At 60.8% G+C, this 20,260-nt stretch carries 16 protein-coding genes and 1 pseudogene; 5 read left to right on the forward strand and 12 right to left on the reverse strand.

Going from position 1 to position 20,260, the window contains the following annotated elements; genetic code table 11:
- Position 1: 1 nt before the first annotated feature.
- Positions 2-658, reverse strand: coding sequence for a pyridoxamine 5'-phosphate oxidase (gene pdxH / locus ACLB1Z_RS15030; protein WP_409560564.1), 657 nt, complete (start codon positions 656-658; stop codon positions 2-4).
- A 165-nt stretch (positions 659-823) separates the two neighbouring features.
- Between pdxH and ACLB1Z_RS15035 the strand changes: the two genes are divergently transcribed.
- Positions 824-1,273, forward strand: coding sequence for a hypothetical protein (locus ACLB1Z_RS15035; RefSeq protein ID WP_409560565.1), 450 nt, complete (start codon positions 824-826; stop codon positions 1,271-1,273).
- Between the two features lie 259 nt (positions 1,274-1,532).
- Here ACLB1Z_RS15035 and ACLB1Z_RS15040 read toward each other — a convergent pair whose 3' ends face one another.
- Positions 1,533-1,823 (reverse strand): hypothetical protein, encoded by a 291-nt coding sequence (locus tag ACLB1Z_RS15040; RefSeq protein ID WP_409560566.1) that lies wholly within the window; start codon positions 1,821-1,823, stop codon positions 1,533-1,535.
- A 323-nt stretch (positions 1,824-2,146) separates the two neighbouring features.
- On the opposite strand from ACLB1Z_RS15040, the gene ACLB1Z_RS15045 reads away from it, so the two are divergent.
- Positions 2,147-2,779, forward strand: coding sequence for a dihydrofolate reductase family protein (locus ACLB1Z_RS15045; protein ID WP_409560567.1), 633 nt, complete (start codon positions 2,147-2,149; stop codon positions 2,777-2,779).
- Positions 2,780-2,831: 52 nt separating this feature from the next.
- Here ACLB1Z_RS15045 and ACLB1Z_RS15050 read toward each other — a convergent pair whose 3' ends face one another.
- Positions 2,832-2,969, reverse strand: coding sequence for a hypothetical protein (locus ACLB1Z_RS15050; protein ID WP_409560568.1), 138 nt, complete (start codon positions 2,967-2,969; stop codon positions 2,832-2,834).
- 660 nt (positions 2,970-3,629) lie between these two features.
- Complete coding sequence (locus ACLB1Z_RS15055) at positions 3,630-3,767, reverse strand: hypothetical protein (protein ID WP_409560569.1); 138 nt, start codon at positions 3,765-3,767, stop codon at positions 3,630-3,632.
- 1,109 nt (positions 3,768-4,876) lie between these two features.
- On the opposite strand from ACLB1Z_RS15055, the gene lexA reads away from it, so the two are divergent.
- A complete protein-coding gene (gene lexA, locus ACLB1Z_RS15060) occupies positions 4,877-5,617 on the forward strand; it encodes a transcriptional repressor LexA (RefSeq protein WP_409560570.1) in 741 nt (246 codons plus the stop codon).
- Positions 5,618-5,675: 58 nt separating this feature from the next.
- Here the strand turns inward: lexA and ACLB1Z_RS15065 are convergent, their stop codons facing one another.
- On the reverse strand, positions 5,676-8,018 hold the full coding sequence (locus ACLB1Z_RS15065; protein ID WP_409560571.1) for a ComEC/Rec2 family competence protein: 2,343 nt from the start codon (positions 8,016-8,018) through the stop codon (positions 5,676-5,678).
- 71 nt (positions 8,019-8,089) lie between these two features.
- Between ACLB1Z_RS15065 and gltX the strand changes: the two genes are divergently transcribed.
- Together gltX and gltA are read left to right on the forward strand one after the other, a co-directional pair.
- Positions 8,090-9,655, forward strand: coding sequence for a glutamate--tRNA ligase (gltX, locus tag ACLB1Z_RS15070; protein WP_409560572.1), 1,566 nt, complete (start codon positions 8,090-8,092; stop codon positions 9,653-9,655).
- Between the two features lie 326 nt (positions 9,656-9,981).
- A complete protein-coding gene (gltA, locus tag ACLB1Z_RS15075) occupies positions 9,982-11,292 on the forward strand; it encodes a citrate synthase (protein WP_013948475.1) in 1,311 nt (436 codons plus the stop codon).
- Here gltA and lpxB read toward each other — a convergent pair.
- The 7 genes and pseudogenes from lpxB to rseP all read right to left on the reverse strand — a co-directional run bounded on the left by lpxB (position 11,289) and on the right by rseP (position 20,224).
- Positions 11,289-12,467, reverse strand: a complete 1,179-nt coding sequence (gene lpxB / locus ACLB1Z_RS15080) for a lipid-A-disaccharide synthase (RefSeq protein ID WP_409563283.1) — start codon at positions 12,465-12,467, stop codon at positions 11,289-11,291. The genes gltA and lpxB overlap by 4 nt on opposite strands.
- Before the next feature lie 237 nt (positions 12,468-12,704).
- Positions 12,705-13,751 (reverse strand): annotated as a pseudogene (locus ACLB1Z_RS15085) (LpxI family protein); the annotation flags it as partial.
- Positions 13,752-13,762: 11 nt separating this feature from the next.
- Entirely contained in the window at positions 13,763-14,569 is an 807-nt protein-coding gene (gene lpxA / locus ACLB1Z_RS15090; protein WP_013948477.1) for an acyl-ACP--UDP-N-acetylglucosamine O-acyltransferase, read from the reverse strand.
- Positions 14,562-15,065, reverse strand: coding sequence for a 3-hydroxyacyl-ACP dehydratase FabZ (fabZ, locus tag ACLB1Z_RS15095; RefSeq protein ID WP_013948478.1), 504 nt, complete (start codon positions 15,063-15,065; stop codon positions 14,562-14,564). Before fabZ ends, lpxA begins: the two co-directional genes overlap by 8 nt.
- 56 nt (positions 15,066-15,121) lie before the next feature.
- Positions 15,122-16,183 (reverse strand): UDP-3-O-(3-hydroxymyristoyl)glucosamine N-acyltransferase, encoded by a 1,062-nt coding sequence (gene lpxD / locus ACLB1Z_RS15100; RefSeq protein ID WP_409560573.1) that lies wholly within the window; start codon positions 16,181-16,183, stop codon positions 15,122-15,124.
- Between the two features lie 190 nt (positions 16,184-16,373).
- Positions 16,374-18,785, reverse strand: coding sequence for an outer membrane protein assembly factor BamA (gene bamA, locus ACLB1Z_RS15105; RefSeq protein ID WP_409560574.1), 2,412 nt, complete (start codon positions 18,783-18,785; stop codon positions 16,374-16,376).
- A 296-nt stretch (positions 18,786-19,081) separates the two neighbouring features.
- The gene (rseP, locus tag ACLB1Z_RS15110; protein WP_409560575.1) at positions 19,082-20,224 is read right to left on the reverse strand and encodes an RIP metalloprotease RseP; all 1,143 of its coding nucleotides are present in this window, start codon (positions 20,222-20,224) and stop codon (positions 19,082-19,084) included.
- Positions 20,225-20,260: the final 36 nt, after the last annotated feature.

Below are 20,260 nucleotides of genomic sequence, written 5' to 3' on the forward strand. Positions count from 1 at the left end.
GTTAAGGATAGAGGCGGGTTTTGTGCCAGGAGTCGCGCGGCGCGTCGCGGCGGAAAACGATGCGGTCGTGCAGGCGATATGGGCGGCTCATCCAGAATTCGATTTCGACGGGCAGGACGCGGAAGCCCGACCAATACGCCGGGCGCGGGATGCCCTCATCGGGGAATTTCGCCTCAAAATGCTGGACCTTGGCTTCGAGCACGTCACGCGTGGAAAGCGGCCGCGACTGATGCGAGGCCCAGGCGCCGATGCGGCTGAGCCGCGGACGCGACGCGAAATAGGCATCCGCCTCACCGTGCGAGGCCAGCGAGACGGGGCCGCGAATACGCACCTGGCGTTCCAGCGTTTTCCAGTGAAAGAGCAATGCTGCCTTGGGGTTGGCAAGCAGCTCGCGGCCCTTCGCACTTTCGAAGTTCGTATAGAAAACGAAACCGCGGTCGGCATTGCCCGGCGCATCGACGCCCTTCAGCAGCACGATGCGCACGTTCGGCATGCCGCCGGCATCGACGGTCGCGAGCGACATGGCGTTGGGATCGTTCGGCTCAGTGCGGCCGGCTTCCGCCATCCACGCGTCGAAGAGCTGAAACGGATCGGTTGCGCCTGAGAAGTCCAGCGCCGTTTCCGGCGTCGCGGCCGGGGTATCGTCAGTGTTGCTCATGTTGCGTGCTCAACGCTCGATTTCACTTATCTGCCCTGCGCCGTTTGAGGACGTTCAAGGCTCGCTCTTTAGTCCGTATTAACCATACCGGCGCAGACTGTATCCCAGTAGCCGCCTTGTTGGGCGGAGTTCGAGTTTTTCAGTCGCGTTAGGGTCAGTCGCGTTATGTCGTCAAATCCGTGTTTTTTTCCCTTAGCCGCGGCCGGCGCAACAGCATTCGCGCTGGTTGCGGCCATTTTCGTACCCTACAACTACACGCTCGCCGCCGATCAGAGCTTCGGCGAGCCTAAGCAGGCGCACCCTAGCGCCGTCGATATCAAACCGAAATTGCCCGATATCAAGAGCGCGAAAGCCGTTCTCGATCAGAGCGACGAATATGCGGCGCTCGAAAGCGTGCAATTCGCACTGACCGAAGTCGCCGACGGCGCCAACTATGTCTGGCATCGCGGCCACGGTCAGCTCTCCGGGCTCGTGGCGCCCCTCGCCTCATTCAAAGACACGCACGGCAGCGTCTGCCGCTATGCCGTCGTCATGCTGACCGCCGTGCATGCCACGAAGCGGACCGAAATCGTCGCCTGCCGTTTGCCGACCGGCATCTGGCAGATCGAGTCATAAGTTTCCCCAAACCTCTCCCCCAGACCAATGAAAAAGGCGGCCCTTGGGTCGCCTTTTTTATTTGCGCCGGGCGACTCGCGTTCCGCGAGCCGGCCGCTCGGCGCGGATGTGCTGCCTCGTTCTTTATCGGCGCGTGCGACTGCGCTGCGCGCAGCCGGCCGCACGCGCGGGCTTGGTGTTTCTTCTTTGCTGGCATCGGGCGACTGCGCTGCCGGTTGCGCTTCTCTCACGGGACGAGCGACGTCCGGCCCACGAAGCATCAGAAAATGACGAGGTTCGCAGCAAAGGCCACGACTGCCGCGAGCGACAGGCCCAGCGCCAATCCCGGTTTCGTGTCGCGAACGACGAGCACGATTGCGGGCAGCACGAACACGACCCAAATCGCGACGACAATCGTCGTCACGCTATCGACGGCGATGTTGGCGATGGCATTGCTCCGCCCCGCCTGATGAAAGACCGCGATGTAGAAGATCGCGACCAGCGTCTCGATTGCGACGAGGATGATGGTGGGGAGACGGAGGGGTGAAGCCTCCGATGATGCTGCGTTCAATTGTGTGCTCCGAATTGCCGGACCTGAAACTCTCTGATCGCCGTTTGCGTTGCGTGGTTATCAACGGCTTATGTCGGAACCCTCCTTCTGTGGTTGTGGCGCTACTGAACGCCTCGGCTGGCGCGCCAGAAAGCCTCGTCTCAAGTTCGCGTTCTCGGCTGAGGAGCACCGTCATCCCTCCACTAATGGTTTAGTTTGCTGGTTGCTGTTGCCGAGGCCGGGGATTTGCAGGGATAAATTTCTAACCGCATGTCGGCCGTGCGGTTAGTCGTTCGTCCTTAAAGCAAACAAGACGGCGAGTTTCACAATCGGAAGGGAAATTCATGGGCAGGGTTCGCGTAGCTGGCTTTGCGGTATCGATCGACGGCTTCGGCGCAGGCCCAGAACAAAGCCTGGAACACCCGATGGGAAAGGGTGGCAAGGACTTGCACCAGTGGTTCTATCCGACGCGGGCTTTTCGGTCGATGATAGGAAAGGATGGCGGCACCGAAGACCGGTTCGCCAGCGCCGCAATGGCAGGCTTTGGCGCCTTCATCCTCGGAAGAAATATGTTCGGCCCGGCCGGAGACGATTGGGGAGGACCCGACTGGAAAGGATGGTGGGGCGACAATCCCCCGTATCATGCTCCGACGTTCATCCTCAGCCACCATGCGCGCGCCCCAATCGTGATGGACGGCGGGACGACGTTCCATTTTGTTACCGATGGGATCGAGGCGGCTCTCGCTCAAGCCAAAGCCGCTGCCGGTGACCTTGATGTGAAGATCGGCGGCGGGGTTTCGACAGTTCGCCAATACCTGATGGCAGGAGCGATCGACGAGTTACACCTTGTGCAGTCGCCCATCGTCCTGGGCCGCGGTGAAAACCTGTTTGCAGGCATCGACCTGCCAAGCCTTGGGTATCGCGTAACGGAGGTGGTCCCGACGGGTTTGGCAACCCATCTGGTGTTGTCCCGCTGAACGCCGAGGGCTCCGCCGTCTAAGCCTCAAGGAAGAGGTTACACGCGGCGCGCTAGCCGAGGCCGTAGGTCGAGACGATCCCGAAGACCAGCAGAAACATGAAGACTGATACGGCAAGCGCATCGTAAATCGCCCCGGTCCGATTGGGCCGTGGAGAATAGAAGCGACCAGAATCCGAATAATAGTTCATGGCTTTTTTCCTTGGCTGGCTGTTGATTAAACGCGCTCGGAATGCCGCTATGGCGAGTTCCATAAACCGATTACTTCGGCTTCATTCAAAAAATGTAAGGCGGACCCTGCCCCACCGCAACCTGTCGCCTAAAAATGCTCCCGTTATGTTCCCAGCCATCGAAAGGCGGGTATCGGGTCAGCTTCGGGCGTGGGTCAGTCAGCTCGTGCGGGGCGCTGCGCCTCCCATAAAAAACTTATCCCCGCCTTCCGAACCGCCCGCATACTTCCCTCGCCCGTCCGGTGAAGGGCTCGCGCGCGAGGCGTTGCGTCGGGCTCGGACGGGGCAGCCTGACCCGGGGCATCACGCACGCTTCCGGACAAGGCGAACGGCCGGTCCGCACGGGGTGAGAAACCCGTGTGCGGAGCATCCCGCTTCATTAAGTGACCGTGCTCGCGACCCTGTTCTCAGGCTGTCACGGAGCGGATCGGTTCCGAGACTTCAAATGCCACGACCCAGCCGCGGAACCCGTCCGCTTCGTGCTTTATTGATGGTGCCGGCGACTCCCCTGCGGGGAGCCGGCCGCCGGCACATGCCTGTTGCTTCGTTCTTTGAAATTAGTGGCGCTAGTGACAGCGTTCCGCGAGTTGGCGCTATGCGAGGGGCGTCGCAAATTGTGCGTCAATGTCCGCGCCAGGAGCCGTGCACGCCTGGAACGAAATGACGGCTCATGTTGCCGCCGGTGATGGCGTCCGTCACCAGCGTACCGATCACGGTGACGATGATGCCGATGACGATTTGAGAAAACAAACCTCGCATGGTTCGCACGATGCTCCACCCCGACGTCAAAAGTATGAAACGCCCGGGTCGATAAACAGACATGCGACGTCTTTCCGTCGTTTTTTGCTGGCGCATCCGACTCGCCTCCAGCGAGCCGGCCGCCACGCCCACGGGATTCACAGATCATCTGTGGACGATGGAAGAGATTATTGGACTGACGGGCGAAGCGGCGCCTAAGCCCGGAAGACGGACGACCCTATAAGAAGCGGGATTGCCGCTAATGTAGGAGGATGCATGGACAGCAGTTGGCTTATAGTCGTTAGCTTGTTCGGGACGGCAATGGCCCCTCTTTGGGCAAAATGGTGGAATTTCGCTTTCCACAAGCTGGGGATGTCTCCCTATCTCCGTTTGTTCGGAGTTCTGTTTTTTTGCCTACTAACGATGTTGGTAGTCGGAGTGGCTCCTTGGATTTTGTTGTCTGTTTTAAGTGGGACGCTGGATACGAATTTGGCCGATCCTATGGTCCGGCGTGTGGGAATTGTCGTTTTCGGGGTGATGCTATTCTATCAAGCCGCTTATGCTTTGGGTGTCGCATGGCCGCGTGATTCTGTCCGCGCATAGCCGAGGTGATTATAACTGTAATCTGCAAATTGTGCGTCTTACGTGCAGATAAGATCGTCAGGCTTCAGTCCCGAAAGCTCGTTTCTATTCCCGCCTTGCGTGACATCACGCTATCAGCTGGAGAGGTTCGGGCACAATGAGGTTTTGGCCTATGTCCTGAGGGAAGAAATGCGCAACGGCGAGCCCGGTCATCGCCTTTGTGCATCCTGCTACCAAGAAGGCATAAAATCTTTTCTCCAGCCGGACTTACGGGTTCCTGGCCTAGTAACAGTTTTGGTTTGCAGTCACTGCGCCTCGGAAATTGGCCCAGATGGTGAGCGCCACCCTGAATGGGGCAAGCAAACGCGCAACAGGCGCTAAAAATTCAAACTGAGACACGACCCTCCCGCCTTGCATGGGTTGCGGAACGAGACGAGAACGTGTAGGGTACATACACGATTTGTACCGAGAATGAGCGGGCGGCATTCGGTGGTCAGCGTCTCAGCCCGCCGCGCTTGCCAGCCAGGAAAGGCTTGAGACGAACCCAGATGCTCACCGAAAAGCAGAAAGACCTCCTTCTCTTCATCCATGCGCGCATGCAGGAGCGCGGCGTGCCGCCCTCTTTCGACGAGATGAAGGACGCGCTGGATCTCAGGTCGAAGTCCGGCATTCACCGGTTGATCACCGCGCTGGTGGAGCGCGGGTTCATCCGCCGCTTGCCGCACCGGGCGCGGGCCATCGAAGTCATCAAGCTGCCGGACAACCAGGTTGGCTTGCCGTCCGCGGCACAGGGTGCCAGCACGGCCGCAGCACCGCAGCGGGGCTTCCAGCCAAGCGTGATCGAAGGCTCCGGTCCGCCGAAGACGAATGTGGCCACGCCGCCCCCGTCGCACGTCATCGACGCGCGGACGGTGTCGATCCCGGTCATGGGCCGCATCGCTGCCGGTACGCCGATCAGCGCCATTCAGAACCACACGCACGACATTGCGGTGCCACCCGACATCCTGACCAACGGCGAGCACTTTGCGCTGGAGGTCAAAGGCGATTCGATGATCGAGGTGGGCATCCATGACGGCGATACCGTCATCATCCGGCGGTGCAATACGGCGGAGAACGGCGATATTATCGTGGCGCTGGTCGAGGGCGAGGAAGCGACGCTGAAACGGCTGCGCAAGAAGGGCTCGACGATTGCGCTCGAAGCCGCTAATCCCGAATTCAAGACGCGGATTTTCGGACCGGATCAGATCGACATTCAGGGGCGCCTCGTCGGCTTGATGCGGCGGTATTGAGGGGCGGTTCGCCGCCATGCGTCGACGGAGCTAGAGCGACGCGGCGCAGCGTCGATGGCTAACGACCGCTTTCGGCGTCCGGCTCCGTGAGATCTTCCGTTTCGATCTCCGCCCCCTCTCCCGGATCGACGTCGGCTGATGTGCGTGTTTCGGGTTCTGCTTCGGCCGTCCGGGCAGGTTCGGCAGCCGGGGCGCCCGCCGGGGGCGGGGCCTGCAGAATACGCGGTTTCGGCAGCACTACCTGCTTTCGCTCCGGCGTCTCGCTCCAAGGTCGTTCGCCGCGATGGGCCGCGACCGTTTCGAGACGGATTTTGGGTTCCGGACTGTCGTTGCTGCGGTCGACGTAAAGGGCGTAAGCACCATTGCGCCAGCGATCGAAAACGTCGACGACCGTTCGCGGCACGGCGCAATTGCCGGGCTTGGGCGTATCGAGCACAAGCACGTCGGCGTTGAGGCAATCGTCGGTCACGGCAGCGGGATGGCGCGCGACCGCGACGGTCGCGCCTTTGACATGCGCGATGCAGCCGACAGCGTCGCAAGTAAAGCCTTCGCCGGTCTTGGCATCGCGCGCCGTTCGGGAATCGCCGTCGTATTCGAGCCAGCGGTCGAGGTCGTATTTCGTGCCCTTGCCCGGCATGGCGTCGAGCTTGCCCGAGTCATCGCGCACGGCGACAAGCAAACCTTTCTGTCCGACCAGAACATCAGGGCGCGGCATCCAAGGCGCAACAAGCAAACCGGCGCCGACAAGTGCAACGCCGAGAAGCCTGATCTGCGTCTGCCAAAGCAAAAACCAGATGCCGCCCGTGAGCATCAGCACGAAAGCCAGTTCAGGGATCGCTGGAATATGTCCGACAGCGCCCGGCAACGCGCCGACTTCGTTCGCACACCACGTCATGCCTTCGATGCCCCAGCCCATCAGCTTCAGGCCGAGCCATTCGAGGCCGAACGGCATCAGCACCATCGCGACGAGCGCCGCCGGCATGACGATCAGGTTGCAGATCGGAATGGCGATCATGTTCGCGAGCACGGCATATTGCTGACTCTGGTGAAAATTATAGGCCGCGAACGGCGCGACCGCGACGCTTGCGATCAACGTCGAGGCGATGATCTCGCCGAAGAACACGACCACGCGCATGACGGGATGCGGCTTGTGCTCGCGATTGAACAGGCTGCTCAGAAATTCGTGCGAGGCGATCAGCGCGGTTACGGCGGCAAACGACATCTGAAAGCCCGCGTCGAGCAGGCTCTCGGGATAGGCCAACAGAATAAGGAACGCCGCGAGCGCGACGTTGCGCAACGCAAGCGCCGGCCGGTCGATCAGCATGGCGCCGAAAATGATCAAGATCATCAGCGCCGAGCGCACGGTTGCGAACTGGCCTCCCGAAATCGCGAGATAGGCGACCGCGCTGATGATGCCGAGCGCGGCGGCGATCTTTTTGATCGGCATCGTCAAGGCGATGCGCGGGATCGCAGCGAGGATCAGGCGGATCGAAAAGAAAACAGCGCCTGCTGCAATCACCATGTGCAGGCCGGAGATCGAGAGAATGTGAAACAGGCCCGAATTCTTGAAGGCGTTGTTCGTCTCGGCACTGATGCCGCCGCGCTCGCCGGTGATAAGGGCAAGTGCAATCTCGCCGGTTTCGCCAGGAAGCGCCGCACGGATGCGCGCAGCAATCGCCTGACGGATATTTTCGATGGTGCGGCGATACCATTGGACGATGCTATTGGGGTCGAGATGGCCTTCGATCGTTGGCGCTGCGAATGCGTAGCCGACGCCGCCGACAGATTCGAACCAAGCGGTGCGCGCGTAATCGAAGCCGCCTGGAAGCGCTGGCTTTGCCGGCGGTGAGAGATTGGCTTTGATGCGGATCTTGTCGCCCGGTGCGGCGCGCGTTTTGGACGACATCGTGCGGATGCGCACGACGGCAGGCGTATCGGCTGCAGCGAGATTTGCGATTTTGGGGTTGGCAATCGTCAGTCGCTGGCCACGCGGCAGCTTGGCCTCGACCATTGTCACGGTGCCTGAGACTTCAACGCTGTGCAGCGCCTTGGTCAGAACGGGCGCGCGGACCGCTTCGACGCGCAGCTTGGCGATGCCAAAGCCCGCACCGATCAGAACCAGCGCCATCATCAGTGTCGCGGCGAGCGTGCCGGAGCGCACTGTCAGGCGCAAAATCACGGCGAGTGCCAGCGGCGCGAACGCTACGATCAGCGCCGGCTCCATTGGGAGCGCGAAATAGGCGGCAATTCCGGCACCGAGGCAAACGGGCGCCCAAAGGAAAAAGCTCTGCCGTTCAGCTTCAAACAACAGGGCAGCGCGGCTCATGCCGTGGTCGGCATAGCCTGGAAATGCGACGTCCGGTCCCCGCGCTTCGACCGACATGCCCTGTCCATGACGCATCGGGAACGGGAATTTTCCGCCCCCTTAACTTGTCCCATCTCACATGCTACGAGCGGAGCCTCAATCCCTCAATGGCAGACAGAACAAAAGGTCCAAAGGCCGAGACCATGACACCCAGCGCGCCCATCGTTCGATTTGCACCCTCGCCCACCGGATTTCTCCATATCGGCGGCGCACGGACGGCGCTATTCAACTGGCTTTATGCGCGTGGGCGTGGGGGCCGCTTTTTGCTGCGCATCGAAGATACGGACCGGGAACGCAACAACGAGGCGGCGGTCGCTGCGATCCTCGATGGCGTCAAGTGGCTTGGCCTCGACTGGGACGGCGATGTCATTTCGCAGTTCTCGCGCGCCGACCGGCATCGCGAGGTGGCGAACGAGTTGCTGACGCGTGGCGCCGCCTATTACTGCTATTCGTCGCCTGCCGAGATCGAAGCGGCACGTGAGAAAGCCAAAGCTGAGGGGCGACCGCAGATTTTCCTATCGCCCTGGCGTGACCGCGATCCGAGTGACGCACCGAAGGACGTGAAGCCCGCTGTCCGCCTCAAGGCACCGCGCGACGGCGAGACGATCGTCAACGATCACGTGCAGGGACGCGTTGCCTTTCCGAATAAGGATCTCGACGATCTGATTATCCTCAGATCGGATGGCAACCCGACGTACAATCTCGCTGTCGTTGTCGACGATCACGACATGGAAATCACGCACGTCATTCGCGGCGCCGATCACCTGACCAACTCGGCGCGGCAGACGCAAATCTACAATGGCATGGGCTGGACGGTGCCCGATTTTGCGCACGTGCCGCTCATTCACGGCGCGGACGGCGCGAAACTTTCGAAGCGTCATGGCGCACAGGGCGTCGAAGAATATCGCGACATGGGCTATCTGCCGGTGGCGTTGCGCAATTATCTCGTCCGCCTCGGCTGGAGCCACGGCGACGACGAGATTATTTCGACGGAGGACCTGATCCGCTGGTTCGACATCGATAACATCAACAAGAGTGCGGCGCGGCTCGACTTCAAGAAGCTCGACGATCTCAATGGCCATTACATTCGCGCGGCCTCCGACGATGAGTTGGCTGCGCACGTGCGCGGAATGCTGCCGCACCTGAATTTTTCAGCGCTTGCCGAGATCGCGCCGGACCCAAAGGCTCCGCCGCGATCCGACGTCGCTCTCGCGCGCGAAGTGCTGCGCCAGCTTCCGGCCGTGCAGTCGGGAAAAGACCTGGCGGATCTCTTTGCGGCGAAAGGCTGGGAGACGTTCACGCGCGCAATTCCGTCGCTGAAAGAACGCTCGAAGACGCTCGCCGAGTTGGTTGGCGGCGCATTGTTCATTGTCGCTCAGCGTCCGCTGAAGCTCGAAGACAAGGCAGCGAAGCTTTTGAATGCAGAGGGCCGGGCTTCGAACGCCGAAGTGGTCAAGCTGCTCTCGGAGGTTTCCGCGGAGCAATGGACCTCGGCGTTGCTCGAAGCCAAGGTGAAGTCCTACGTCGAAGAGAAAGCGTTAAAGCTCGGCAACGTCGCGCAACCGCTGCGCGCGGCGCTGACGGGGCGCGCAGTCTCGCCGCCGGTCTTCGACGTCCTTGAAGTGCTGGGACGCGACGAAAGTCTAGGCCGGATTGCCGATACCGCAGCGTAAACGCTAATTTCCGGCTTCGAATGCGATCCTCGGGCTTGTTCCGAAGATCGACGGGAAACTAGCGAGCGGCCGCACTGTATCATCGGCTTTGCCTTTCCGGATGACCGTATCAGACGGACTGTATCCGGGCTGTTTTCAGCATTCATATCCCACTTAACGATCTCTTGCCGCACCGCAAAAAATCCGGTAAATCCTGGTTTGCCGATTGCTTCTGTGAAGGCCGCCGAACGTTCTCCAGGGTCCTTAAGCATACGGGCCCACCCGTCGGGGAATGCGATAGTTACTTCAGGCGTCGGTAGTGTCTTCCCCGGGGCGAGGTGGCGATCATGAACATCCACGACAAGGCGGCGAAGGGCACAGCGAAGCCCAGCGCAACATTGACGGTCGAGAACAAGCAGGTCGAGCTTTCGGTTCGCTCCGGCACCATCGGCCCGGACGTCATCGACGTCGGCAATCTCTACAAAGAGACAGGCTGCTTCACGTACGACCCCGGCTTCACGTCGACGGCGAACTGCAAAAGCTCGATCACGTATATCGACGGTGACAAGGGCGAATTGCTCTATCGCGGCTATCCGATCGATCAGCTCGCCGAGAACACCAATTTCCTCGCGGTCTGCTACCTGCTGCTTTACGGGGAGCTACCGACGAACGCCGAGTTCATCAACTTCCGCAAGACGATCACGAACCATACGATGGTTCACGAACAGATGACGCGGTTCTTCACCGGCTACCGGCGCGACGCGCATCCGATGGCGGTGATGGTCGGCACGGTCGGCGCGCTGTCGTCATTCTATCACGACTCGACCGACATCAACGATCCGGCGCAGCGCGAGGTCGCGAGCCAGCGCATGATCGCCAAGATGCCGACGATCGCGGCAATGGCCTACAAATATTCGATGGGCCAGCCCTTCATCTATCCGCGCAACGATCTCGATTACACGTCGAACTTCCTGCAGATGTGCTTCGCCGTTCCGTGCGAGCCCTACATCGTCAATCCGATCATCTCTCGCGCGCTCGATCGCATCTTCATCCTGCACGCCGACCATGAGCAGAATGCTTCGACCTCGACAGTTCGCCTTGCGGGCTCGTCCGGCGCCAATCCATTTGCCTGCATCTCGGCGGGCATCGCCTGTCTTTGGGGTCCGGCACATGGCGGCGCCAACGAAGCCGCGCTCAACATGCTGAAAGAGATCGGCACGGTTGATCGCGTTCCCGAGTACGTGAAGAAGGCGAAGGATAAGACATCGGGCTTCCGCCTCATGGGCTTCGGCCATCGCGTCTACAAGAACTACGATCCGCGCGCCAAGGTGATGCAGAAGACCTGCCACGAGGTGCTCGATGCGCTCGGCCACAAGGACGATCCGCTCTTGAAGGTCGCAATCGAGCTTGAGCGCATTGCGCTGCAGGATGAGTACTTCATTGAGAAGAAGCTCTATCCGAACATCGACTTCTATTCGGGCATCACTCTGCGCGCGATGGGCTTCCCGGTCGACATGTTCACGGTGCTGTTCGCCGTGGCTCGCACCGTGGGCTGGATCGCGCAGTGGAAAGAAATGATCGAAGATCCGGAGCAGCGCATCGGCCGTCCGCGCCAGCTCTACATCGGTCCGGCACGCCGCGATTTTCCGGCGGCCTAAGCCTTCACGACAGACAGAACAACATCGGCCGCCGCCTCGCTTGGACTTGAGGCGGCGAGCTGCATTTTGGCGGGCGCCAGCGAGAGGCCTTCGAGCTGGGCTGCGCGTTCAGGTGTTTCGCCGAACAACGGTTTCAGCGCGGCTTCGAGATTTTCCGCCGTGCAGGCCTCCTGTAGAAATTCCGGATAGACGTTCTTACCGATGACGAGGTTTGCCAGCACGACGCTCGGCACCTTCAGCAGGAAGCGCAGGTTCGCGATTACCTTATCGACTTTGTAGGCAACGACCGCGGGCGTCTGCGCGAGCGCCAGTTCGAGCGTCACCGTACCGGAAGCGGCGAGCGCGGCGCGGGCCAATCGCATCGCGGCGTATTTGTCGTCGCTCTCAACGATGTGCGGACGCGGCGTCCAGTTTGCGGTTTTTTCCACGATGCGGTCGCGGACGTGGCGCACCGCTGGAATAACGACTTCGATCGGTCCGATAGAACCGGCCAGCTGCGACACCGCTTCTCCGAAGACGTCGATCAGGCGCTCGACCTCGGATGTTCGGCTGCCGGGAAGAACGAGAAGGACCGGGCGCGTCGGATCGAGATGCAAGCGCGCGGAAAGAGCCGCGGCGTCGGCGTTCTGGATTTCGGCAAGCTTTTCGATCAGCGGATGGCCGACATAGGTGCATGCAGGTCCGCCGAGACGCGCGTGCGCTTCCGGCTCGAACGGCAGCAGTGCCAAGATATGATCGACATACGGGCGCATCTTTTTTGCGCGTCCGGGACGCCAAGCCCAAACGCTCGGGCTGACGTAGTCGACAATCGGGATCTGCGGTGCGCGCTTCCTGATGCGCTTTGCGATTGGGTGCGTGAACTCCGGGCTGTCGATGATGACGACGAGATCGGGCGCGAAGCGAAGCGCGGCATCGACCGTCTGATAGACGCGGCGCACGATGCGCGGCAGCTTCGGCAGGATCGACAGCGGCCCCATGACCGCGACGTCTTCGATCGAGAAGAGCGACGAGAAACCCTCGCGCGCCATATCTTCCCCGCCGACACCGGCAAAGGTGATGTCGCCCGCATATCGCTTCTTCAGCGCATGGATCAGCTTGCCGCCAAGTGCGTCGCCGGAATGCTCACCCGCGACGACAAAAATCTTTAACGGTCGCGATGTGGATTGCGATGTCATCGTTCGAGCCGTGCCTCGTGCGGTTGCCGGTGCTGCAGTCGTTGCGACGAACATCGCTAATTCGTTTGCCGCCGTGATGACAGGCGGAGAGATTACTGCTTCGGTTGCGACGACGCCGAGAAGATGCGCGGCGTTGGCGACCTTTATGAAATCTGGGGTGAGAGCTTGCCCCGCGCCGACGACGACCAAGCCGCGCCGCTTGGCATTGTTGCCGCGAAGATCGCGAACACGGGCGATGACGTCGGACGGGCCTTCAGTCGTGCCGACAGCGAGTACGCGGCCACGGTCGATGACGACGGCTGATCCGCCGCCGAAATGTTCGAGGGCCGACAAAATGCCCGCAGCGCGTGCCACGTCTTTATCGGCTGCTTCGTAGGCGGTCATATGACCAAGCGTGGTCATGCGCGATGACGGCGGATTTGCAGCAAGCGGGGTGCGCTCGCCATCTTTCACGCCGGTCACGAAATGGCTTTGCGCATCGGCGCCCGCGATCATGTCGTTGAGGTTCACGGCGATGACGTGGTCGGCCATCACGGCGATGCCTGCCAATCCGGCTGCGGCGGCATTCGCGACCGTATCGGGTCCGATGGTCGGAAGATCGACGCGCATGTCCTGTCCGGGCTTCGGGCGCTTGACGAGTACGCCTGCGCGTTCGCGCGTTCCATGCGCGGCCCGGCATTCAGCGACGCGCTTCAGCATACGGTCGGTGCCTTCCGCACCTTCGATGGCCTCGATCTCGCCGCGCGTGACGACGACAGCCTGGCCGATATCGTAGCGGCCGAGCGCGGCAACGAGATCGAACCCGCGGGCGATGTCGGCAGTGTCGCCATCGGAGGGACGCGCTTTCGTCAGGCCGCCTTCAGCAACGATCAATTCCGGTGCGACATCGCCGACGCTCAAGATGTGAAGACCAAGGGCTTCAAATTGCGCGAGCACGCCGCGCAGCACAGCATCGTCGCCGCCTGCTTTCAGCAACTTCACGACGGCCGGGACGAGACGCAGAAACGTGAGATCGGGACGCGCGGTAGCAAACGACGGGCGGCCGTAGCCGCCGATGAGCACGGCGTCGGTGATGCCGGCGTTGCGGAACGCGGCCATCGCGCGGCCGGGCTGTGCCCAATTGACGATCGTATGTGGAAAGGCCGCTAAGGCCGGATCGGCTGCGCCTTCGACCATGACAACGTGAACGCTGCCGCCTTGACGCGCGATGCTTCGAGCGACCTCAAGCGGCAACGATCCTGAGCCCGCGATGATCCCGATGCGCTTCGTCGTCGCCTCGCCCATCGCGCGTAAGCTCAGTCTTCAGCGCCGTTCTTCGGCGTGCACAGAGAACGTTTGCCGCCCTGGCGGATGAAGGCCAGGATTTCCTGCACGGAGGCGTGGCCCGCGAATTCCTCGGCGACGTCTTCCATGCGTTCTACGAGCGTGCCTTCGGCCGCGAAAAGCAGGCGATAGGCGCGGCGGAGATCGTGGATGTCGTTGCGCGAGAAGCCGCGCCGCTGCAAGCCGACGATATTGAGGCCCGACAGATAGGCGCGATTGCCGAGCGCCATGCCGTACGGAATGAGATCGTTCTCAAGGCCAGACATGCCGCCGACGAAGGCGTGATGACCAACACGAGCGAACTGGATCACGGCCGCGCCGCCGCCGATAATGGCGAAGTCCCCGACGTTACAATGGCCCGCCAGCATGACGTTGTTCGAAAAGATGACGCCATTGCCGACGCGGCAATCGTGGCCGACGTGGCTGTTTGCAAGAAACGCGCAGCCGTTGCCGACCGTCGTTACCGAACCGCCGCCAGCCGTTCCGGGGTTCATCGTCACGCCTTCGCGGATGATGCAATCGGAACCGATGGACAGCGAGCACGGCTCGCCCTTGTATTTCAAATCCTGCGGCTGATGGCCGATCGAGGCGAACGGAAAGACGCGCGTGCCCGCTCCGATGTCCGTCGTGCCGGCGACGACGACATGGCTCACGAGCTCCACGCGCTCGCCGAGCTTGACCTCGCGCCCGACGACACAGAACGGCCCGATCTTCACGCCGGGCGCAAGCGAGGCGCCGTCTTCGACGATGGCCGTCGGATGGACTTCGACCTCAGCCATTCTGGCTCGCAAATGCGCGGGCGTCGGCCGTGTCGGCGAGCATGGCGCTGATCTCCGCCTCGGCGACAACCTTGCCGTTGACTTTGGCTTCGCCCTTGAAGCGCCAGACGCGGCCGCGATTGCGGACCTTCTTCACGTGAAAGTGGAGCTGATCGCCCGGTAGAACCGGCTTGCGGAACTTCGCGTTGTCGATGCCCATGAAGTAGACGAGTTCGGCCTTGTAATCCTGACCGACGTTCGAGACACAAAGCGCGCCTGCCGTCTGCGCAAGGCCTTCGATGATCAGCACGCCCGGCATGACCGGAAACTGCGGAAAGTGCCCCTGGAAAAACGGCTCGTTGATCGTCACGTTCTTGACGCCGACGCAGCTTTCATCGCCGTCCATATCGTAGATGCGATCGACGAGCAGGAACGGGTAGCGATGGGGCAATAGCTGCATCACGCGATTGATATCCGCGGTCCCGAGAACCTTGCCCGCTGGTGCCTTGCCTTCCATCGTCGTCTGCTCCAAAAAATTATGACTGCACGGGCGCACCCGCCGACTTCGAATTGTCAGCTTGCGTCCGAGCCTGACGATCCGTCGTCATGACTTCCCTTGTCGCGCGCGACAAGCCGTTTGATCATGGCCTGCTCACGCGCGGATTCGCGCAACGGCTTTGCCGGTGTGCCGAAGTATCGGCCGCCCGCCGCGAGATCGTGCGTGGGATGCGATGCCCCGCCGACCTGCGCGCCACTACCGATCTTGATGTGGCCGACAGTCCCGGATTGACCGCCCATGACGACAAAATCGCCGAGCTCGGTCGAGCCCGAGATGCCGCACATCGCAACGATGATGCAGTTGCGGCCGATCAGGACGTTGTGCCCGATCTGGCAGAGATTATCAATTTTCGTCCCCTCGCCGATGATCGTATCCTTAAGGGCGCCGCGGTCTATGGTTGTATTTGCCCCTATCTCAACATCATCCTGGATGATGACGCGACCGATCTGCGGAACTTTCAGATGTCCACCGCGGCCCATGGCGAAGCCGAAACCGTCCTGGCCGATCCGGACGCCGGAATGAATTATGACGCGATCGCCCACAAGAGCGTGGGTGACGGTCGCTAGCGGGCCGATAAAGCAGTCCCGTCCGATCGTTACCCGGGCGCCGACGACCGCGCCTGCGGCGATGCGAGTGCCGCTGCCGATCTGCACGCCGGGTCCGATGATGACGCCCGGCTCGATGATGACGCCCGCCTCGATCTTGGCGGTCGGGTCGATAGGCGGCGCGCCTACTGCAGCCACCATGGGTTGCATAGCGCTTGGATAAAACAGCGCCAAAGCCAAAGCAAAGCCGTGATAGGGCTGCGGCGTGACTAGAGCCGTCGTTCCGGCCGGCACGCGATCGGCGAGTGCCGGACTAACCAGACAAGCGCCAGCGTTCGTCGTAGCCAGCTGCGGCAGATATTTCTTATTGTCGATAAACGACACATGCGTGGCCGCCGCTTCGACGAGCGGCCGTACGTCGTCGATCAGGGCATCGGGATTTGCCCCTTCAGCCAATTTTGCGCCTGCCGCCTTTGCGACTTCAGACAGCGTATATGGCCCGGTGCGTTCGAAAAAACCGGGATGCTCCATGGCGCCGCCTCCGGCACGTCGTTGTTTCAGATGATTGGTGTGGGGACGTTGAATGAACGACCTGAGAGATAATGGCAAGCCCCTGAGCGGAATTGCCCAAAGCTGTATTGCCTGATCGACAAAAAGAACGGCGCCTGTTGGGGCGCCGTTCTCAAATTTATCATAATTTCAAACCGTTCGCGTCCGGATCTTAGAACCTGGACGAAGCACCGAAGCGGAAGAACTGCGTCTGGTCGTAGCTTTCCTTGGTGAGGACCTTGGCAAAGTCCATGCGAAGCGGTCCGACCGGCGAGTTCCACATGATACTGCCACCGACCGACGAACGAATGGCGCTGCTATCCTGCAAGCAGGACTGACCGTTCTTCGCTACGCAGCCATCAAGCGCGTCGTGGGCGCCGCCCGTCGCATCCCAGAGAGAGCCCGCGTCGGCGAAGACCGCACCGCTGAGGCCGATGTCCTCAGGAACGAACGGCAGCGGGAAGCGGATTTCCGCAGTTGCCGCCCAGTATTTCTGACCACCGAGCGCGTCTTTGTTCGACGAATTGATGTCTCGCGGACCGAAGCCAGAGATATCGAAACCACGAACCGTCTCGCCGCCTTTGAAGAAGGAGTCGAGCAGGCGGACATCTTCGCCACCCCAGCCCTGGATCACGCCGCCGACGGCGCGGCCAACGAAGGTGATCTTGTCGGTGATCGGGTAGTAGTAGCGACCTTCCGCATTGACGCGCCAGTACTGTGCGTCGCCGCCGAGACCCGCGAAGTCGTTGGCCAGCTCGATGTAGTAGCCGTTGGTTGGGTTCCGAGCGTTATTACGCTTGTCGTAGCTGATGGTCGTGCCGATGAGCGAGGTCCAGTAGCCCTTATCGGTACAACGGAACAGGCCGTTCTGGTCGGTGCCGCCGCTGAAGTTCGCACCGCAGGCTTCTTTAATGGCAGGCGATGCCCAAGACGTAACGTCGAAGATCTCATCGCGAGACAATGCGTAGGTCGTCTGCATCCAGAGATGCTCGGCAAGCGGGAAGCCCAGACGAAGGTCACCGCCGATTTTGCGTTGTTGGAAACCTGACTGATCCGTGTAGTCGAGCTGTTTGAAGAACAGGTCGAAGCCCGCGGCCAAGTTACGATCAAGGAAGCGTGGCTCGGTGAACGAGAAGTCCACCTGCGCACGCTCGAACGAGCCAGCAAGTTTCAAGCGGACGTACTGTCCATTACCGAACAGGTTGCGCTCGGAGATCGAGACGTCGCCGATGACGCCTTCACTCGTCGAGTAGCCTGCACCGAACGAAAGCTCGCCGGTCGACTGTTCTTGCACCTCGACGTCGAGGATGACGCGGTCGGGTGCGGAACCGGGACGGCGCTTGATGTCGACGCTCTTGAAGAGGCCGAGTGCCTGCAAGCGCTTCTTGGCGCGATCGACCATCAAGGCGTTGAACGCGTCGCCTTCTGCAAGGCGGAATTCGCGACGGATCACGAAGTCTTTCGTGCGCGTATTGCCGATGACGTTGATGCGCTCGATGTAGATGCGCGGGCCTTCGTCAACGACGTAGGTAATCGCAATCGTGTGCGATGCTGCATCAGGGATCGGCCGCGGACGAACGCGCGCGAAGGCATACCCTTGGTCCGCGATGTCGAGCGTCAGCTTTTCGGACGTCTTGTCGATTTGCGAGGCGTCATAGACCTGCCCCGTCTGTGTCAGGAGATCGCCTGTCAGCGTGCTGGTATCGATGCCCGGAAGCGAGCTTTCGATGTTGATGGCCCCGAACGTGTAGGGCTGACCTTCCTCGATTGCGAAGGTGATGATGAATCCCGTGCCGTCCGGATCGATTTCGGCGTTAGCAGCCGTAACGGACGCGTCGGGATAGCCGTTCTTGAGGTAATACTGACGGATGAGCTCGCGGTCGAGGTTCATGCGGTCAGGATCGTAGATCGACGTTCCCTTGAGGAAGTCGAACCAGCCGACCTGCGTCGTCGAGATGACGTCGCGCAACTGGCTGTCGGAGAACGCGTGGTTGCCGACGAAATTGATGCCTTTGACCTTCGTAGCCGCACCTTCGTTGATCTCGAAGACGAGGTTTACGCGATCCTGTTCAAGCTGAATGATCTTCGGTTCGACGGTCGCGGCGAAAAGGCCCTGACGGCGATAAACGTCAAGAATGCGCTGCACATCGGCCTGAGCCTTGGCGCGCGTGAAGACAGAGCGGGGTTTCAATTGAACTTCGCCGACAAGCGTGGCCGTATCGACCTCGCTGTTACCCTCAAAGGCGACCTGGTTGATGACCGGGTTTTCCTTCACGGTCACGACAATCGTCGCGCCCTTGTAGTCGATCGAAACGTCAGCGAAGAGGCCGGTTGCGAAGAGAGCCTTGATCGAGGCGTCGACCTTCGAGGCGTTGTAGGGATCGCCAGCGTTGAACTGCAAGTAGGAGCGAACAGTCTCCGGCTCCACCCGCCGGTTACCGATAACTTCGATATTCTTGATCACGCTTTGAGCGAACGCAGCACCCGACGTCCAGGTTGCATCCACCATCGCGACCATCGGCGAGAGGACAAGAAGCGCCAGTAAGAGGCGCAATCCCGCCAGGATGATCTTGAATTTCTGCATACGCGGAATTGCCCCCGTGTGCCGCCGACCCCCAAATTCACATGCGCGCTGTCGGCGGCAGCGTCACACTCATGCGTCTTCTTTTTTCGTCGTCTTTTTGTCGTTCTTGTCGGCTCGTTTCTTATTGGTCTTGTTCGTGGTGACGTCCCAGCTCTGCGACAGCCTCTCCCGTCTGACTTCTCTTCGGCCCCCCGAGTCGAAATCATAACATGCTGCGCAGGATACCGCTTTTAACGATTCAGAAAGCCCTCGAAAAGTTGTAAGTTTACGTCACTCCCCAATGATTCTTCTCGGCATCAGCCAGCCCCCGTCAATCGACGCCAAACGTTCATAATGTCGTTGAAATTCACGAAAACCATCAACATCATGAGCAGCGCCAGCCCGACCTGGAAGCCCATCTGCTGCAGGCGTTCGCTGGCAGGCTTCCGGCGCACCGCCTCGAACGCGTAGAACATAAGGTGACCGCCGTCGAGAACGGGGATCGGCAGCAGGTTCAGGAAGCCGATATTGGCCGAGATGAAGGCGATCCACCGCAGCATCGGCTCGATTCCGAGTTCGGCGACTTTTGCGGTGACCTCGGCCATCATAATCGGGCCGCCCATCTGCTCTGCCGACTGCCGGCGGGTTATGATATCTCTGAGCCCTGCCAGCGTCGCGGTAATGTTGCCATAGGTTTCGCTGACGCCGAGCATTACGGCTTCCGGCAACCCGACGTGAACGGTCCGCACCTTGTCCGGCGCAATGGCGCGCTGGATGCCGATCAAGCCACGGCGGAACGTCCGACCCATCGCATCGCGCTGCTCATCGACGTTTGGCGTCGCCTTGAGTTCGACGGTCTTACCGTCGCGATCGACCGTGAAGGTCAACTGCTCGCCGGCGCTTGAGCCGACAATTCGCTGCAGATCATCGAAACGATCAATCTTCGTGCCATTGATCGCGACGATCATGTCGCCCTGCTTGAAACCGCCGCGCTCGGCGGGGGAATTGGGCACGACCGCGTCCACCAGCGGCGGCAGAATATGCAGGCCAACCGTGGCGTTAAGGCCGGAATAAAGAACGATGGCGAGGATAAAGTTGGCGATCGGACCGGCCGCGACGACCGCGGCGCGCGCACCTACCGACTTCGAATGGAATGCGCCCGCACGTTCGGACGGCTTCAGCTGCTTTTCGCCGCCGAACGACGAAGGATTTTCGTCGTCGATGAATTTGACGTAGCCGCCAAGCGGGATCCAGGCGAAGCGCCAGCGAGTCCCGTACTTATCATAAAAGCCAAAGATTTCAGGGCCGAAGCCAATCGAAAAGGCCTTGACCGTCACGCCGCACCAGCGCGCAACCAGAAAATGCCCCAGCTCGTGGATGAAGACTACGAGGGTCAACACCAGCAGGAACATCACGCCGTATTGCCAGATCCAACCTGCGAGCGACGCCAAAAAATCCATAGGTCCGCGATCCCGATGCTGATTCGGATTACCGTT

It is taken from the genome of Hyphomicrobium sp. MC8b (assembly GCF_905067615.1).
Taxonomy (GTDB): Bacteria; Pseudomonadota; Alphaproteobacteria; order Rhizobiales; family Hyphomicrobiaceae; genus Hyphomicrobium_B.

Bases quoted from the DNA above. Each gene is read 5' to 3' on its own strand.
- ACLB1Z_RS15045 (WP_409560567.1), top strand. From the start codon at position 2,147: ATGGGCAGGGTTCGCGTAGCTGGCTTTGCGGTATCGATCGACGGCTTC.
- ACLB1Z_RS15055 (WP_409560569.1), bottom strand. From the start codon at position 3,767: ATGCGAGGTTTGTTTTCTCAAATCGTCATCGGCATCATCGTCACCGTG.
- lpxA (WP_013948477.1), bottom strand. From the start codon at position 14,569: ATGGCTGAGGTCGAAGTCCATCCGACGGCCATCGTCGAAGACGGCGCC.
- gltA (WP_013948475.1), top strand. From the start codon at position 9,982: ATGAACATCCACGACAAGGCGGCGAAGGGCACAGCGAAGCCCAGCGCA.
- lpxD (WP_409560573.1), bottom strand. From the start codon at position 16,183: ATGGAGCATCCCGGTTTTTTCGAACGCACCGGGCCATATACGCTGTCT.
- gltX (WP_409560572.1), top strand. From the start codon at position 8,090: ATGGCAGACAGAACAAAAGGTCCAAAGGCCGAGACCATGACACCCAGC.
- pdxH (WP_409560564.1), bottom strand. From the start codon at position 658: ATGAGCAACACTGACGATACCCCGGCCGCGACGCCGGAAACGGCGCTG.
- bamA (WP_409560574.1), bottom strand. From the start codon at position 18,785: ATGCAGAAATTCAAGATCATCCTGGCGGGATTGCGCCTCTTACTGGCG.
- fabZ (WP_013948478.1), bottom strand. From the start codon at position 15,065: ATGGAAGGCAAGGCACCAGCGGGCAAGGTTCTCGGGACCGCGGATATC.
- ACLB1Z_RS15065 (WP_409560571.1), bottom strand. From the start codon at position 8,018: ATGCGTCATGGACAGGGCATGTCGGTCGAAGCGCGGGGACCGGACGTC.
- rseP (WP_409560575.1), bottom strand. From the start codon at position 20,224: ATGGATTTTTTGGCGTCGCTCGCAGGTTGGATCTGGCAATACGGCGTG.
- lpxB (WP_409563283.1), bottom strand. From the start codon at position 12,467: ATGACATCGCAATCCACATCGCGACCGTTAAAGATTTTTGTCGTCGCG.
- ACLB1Z_RS15050 (WP_409560568.1), bottom strand. From the start codon at position 2,969: ATGAACTATTATTCGGATTCTGGTCGCTTCTATTCTCCACGGCCCAAT.
- ACLB1Z_RS15035 (WP_409560565.1), top strand. From the start codon at position 824: ATGTCGTCAAATCCGTGTTTTTTTCCCTTAGCCGCGGCCGGCGCAACA.
- lexA (WP_409560570.1), top strand. From the start codon at position 4,877: ATGCTCACCGAAAAGCAGAAAGACCTCCTTCTCTTCATCCATGCGCGC.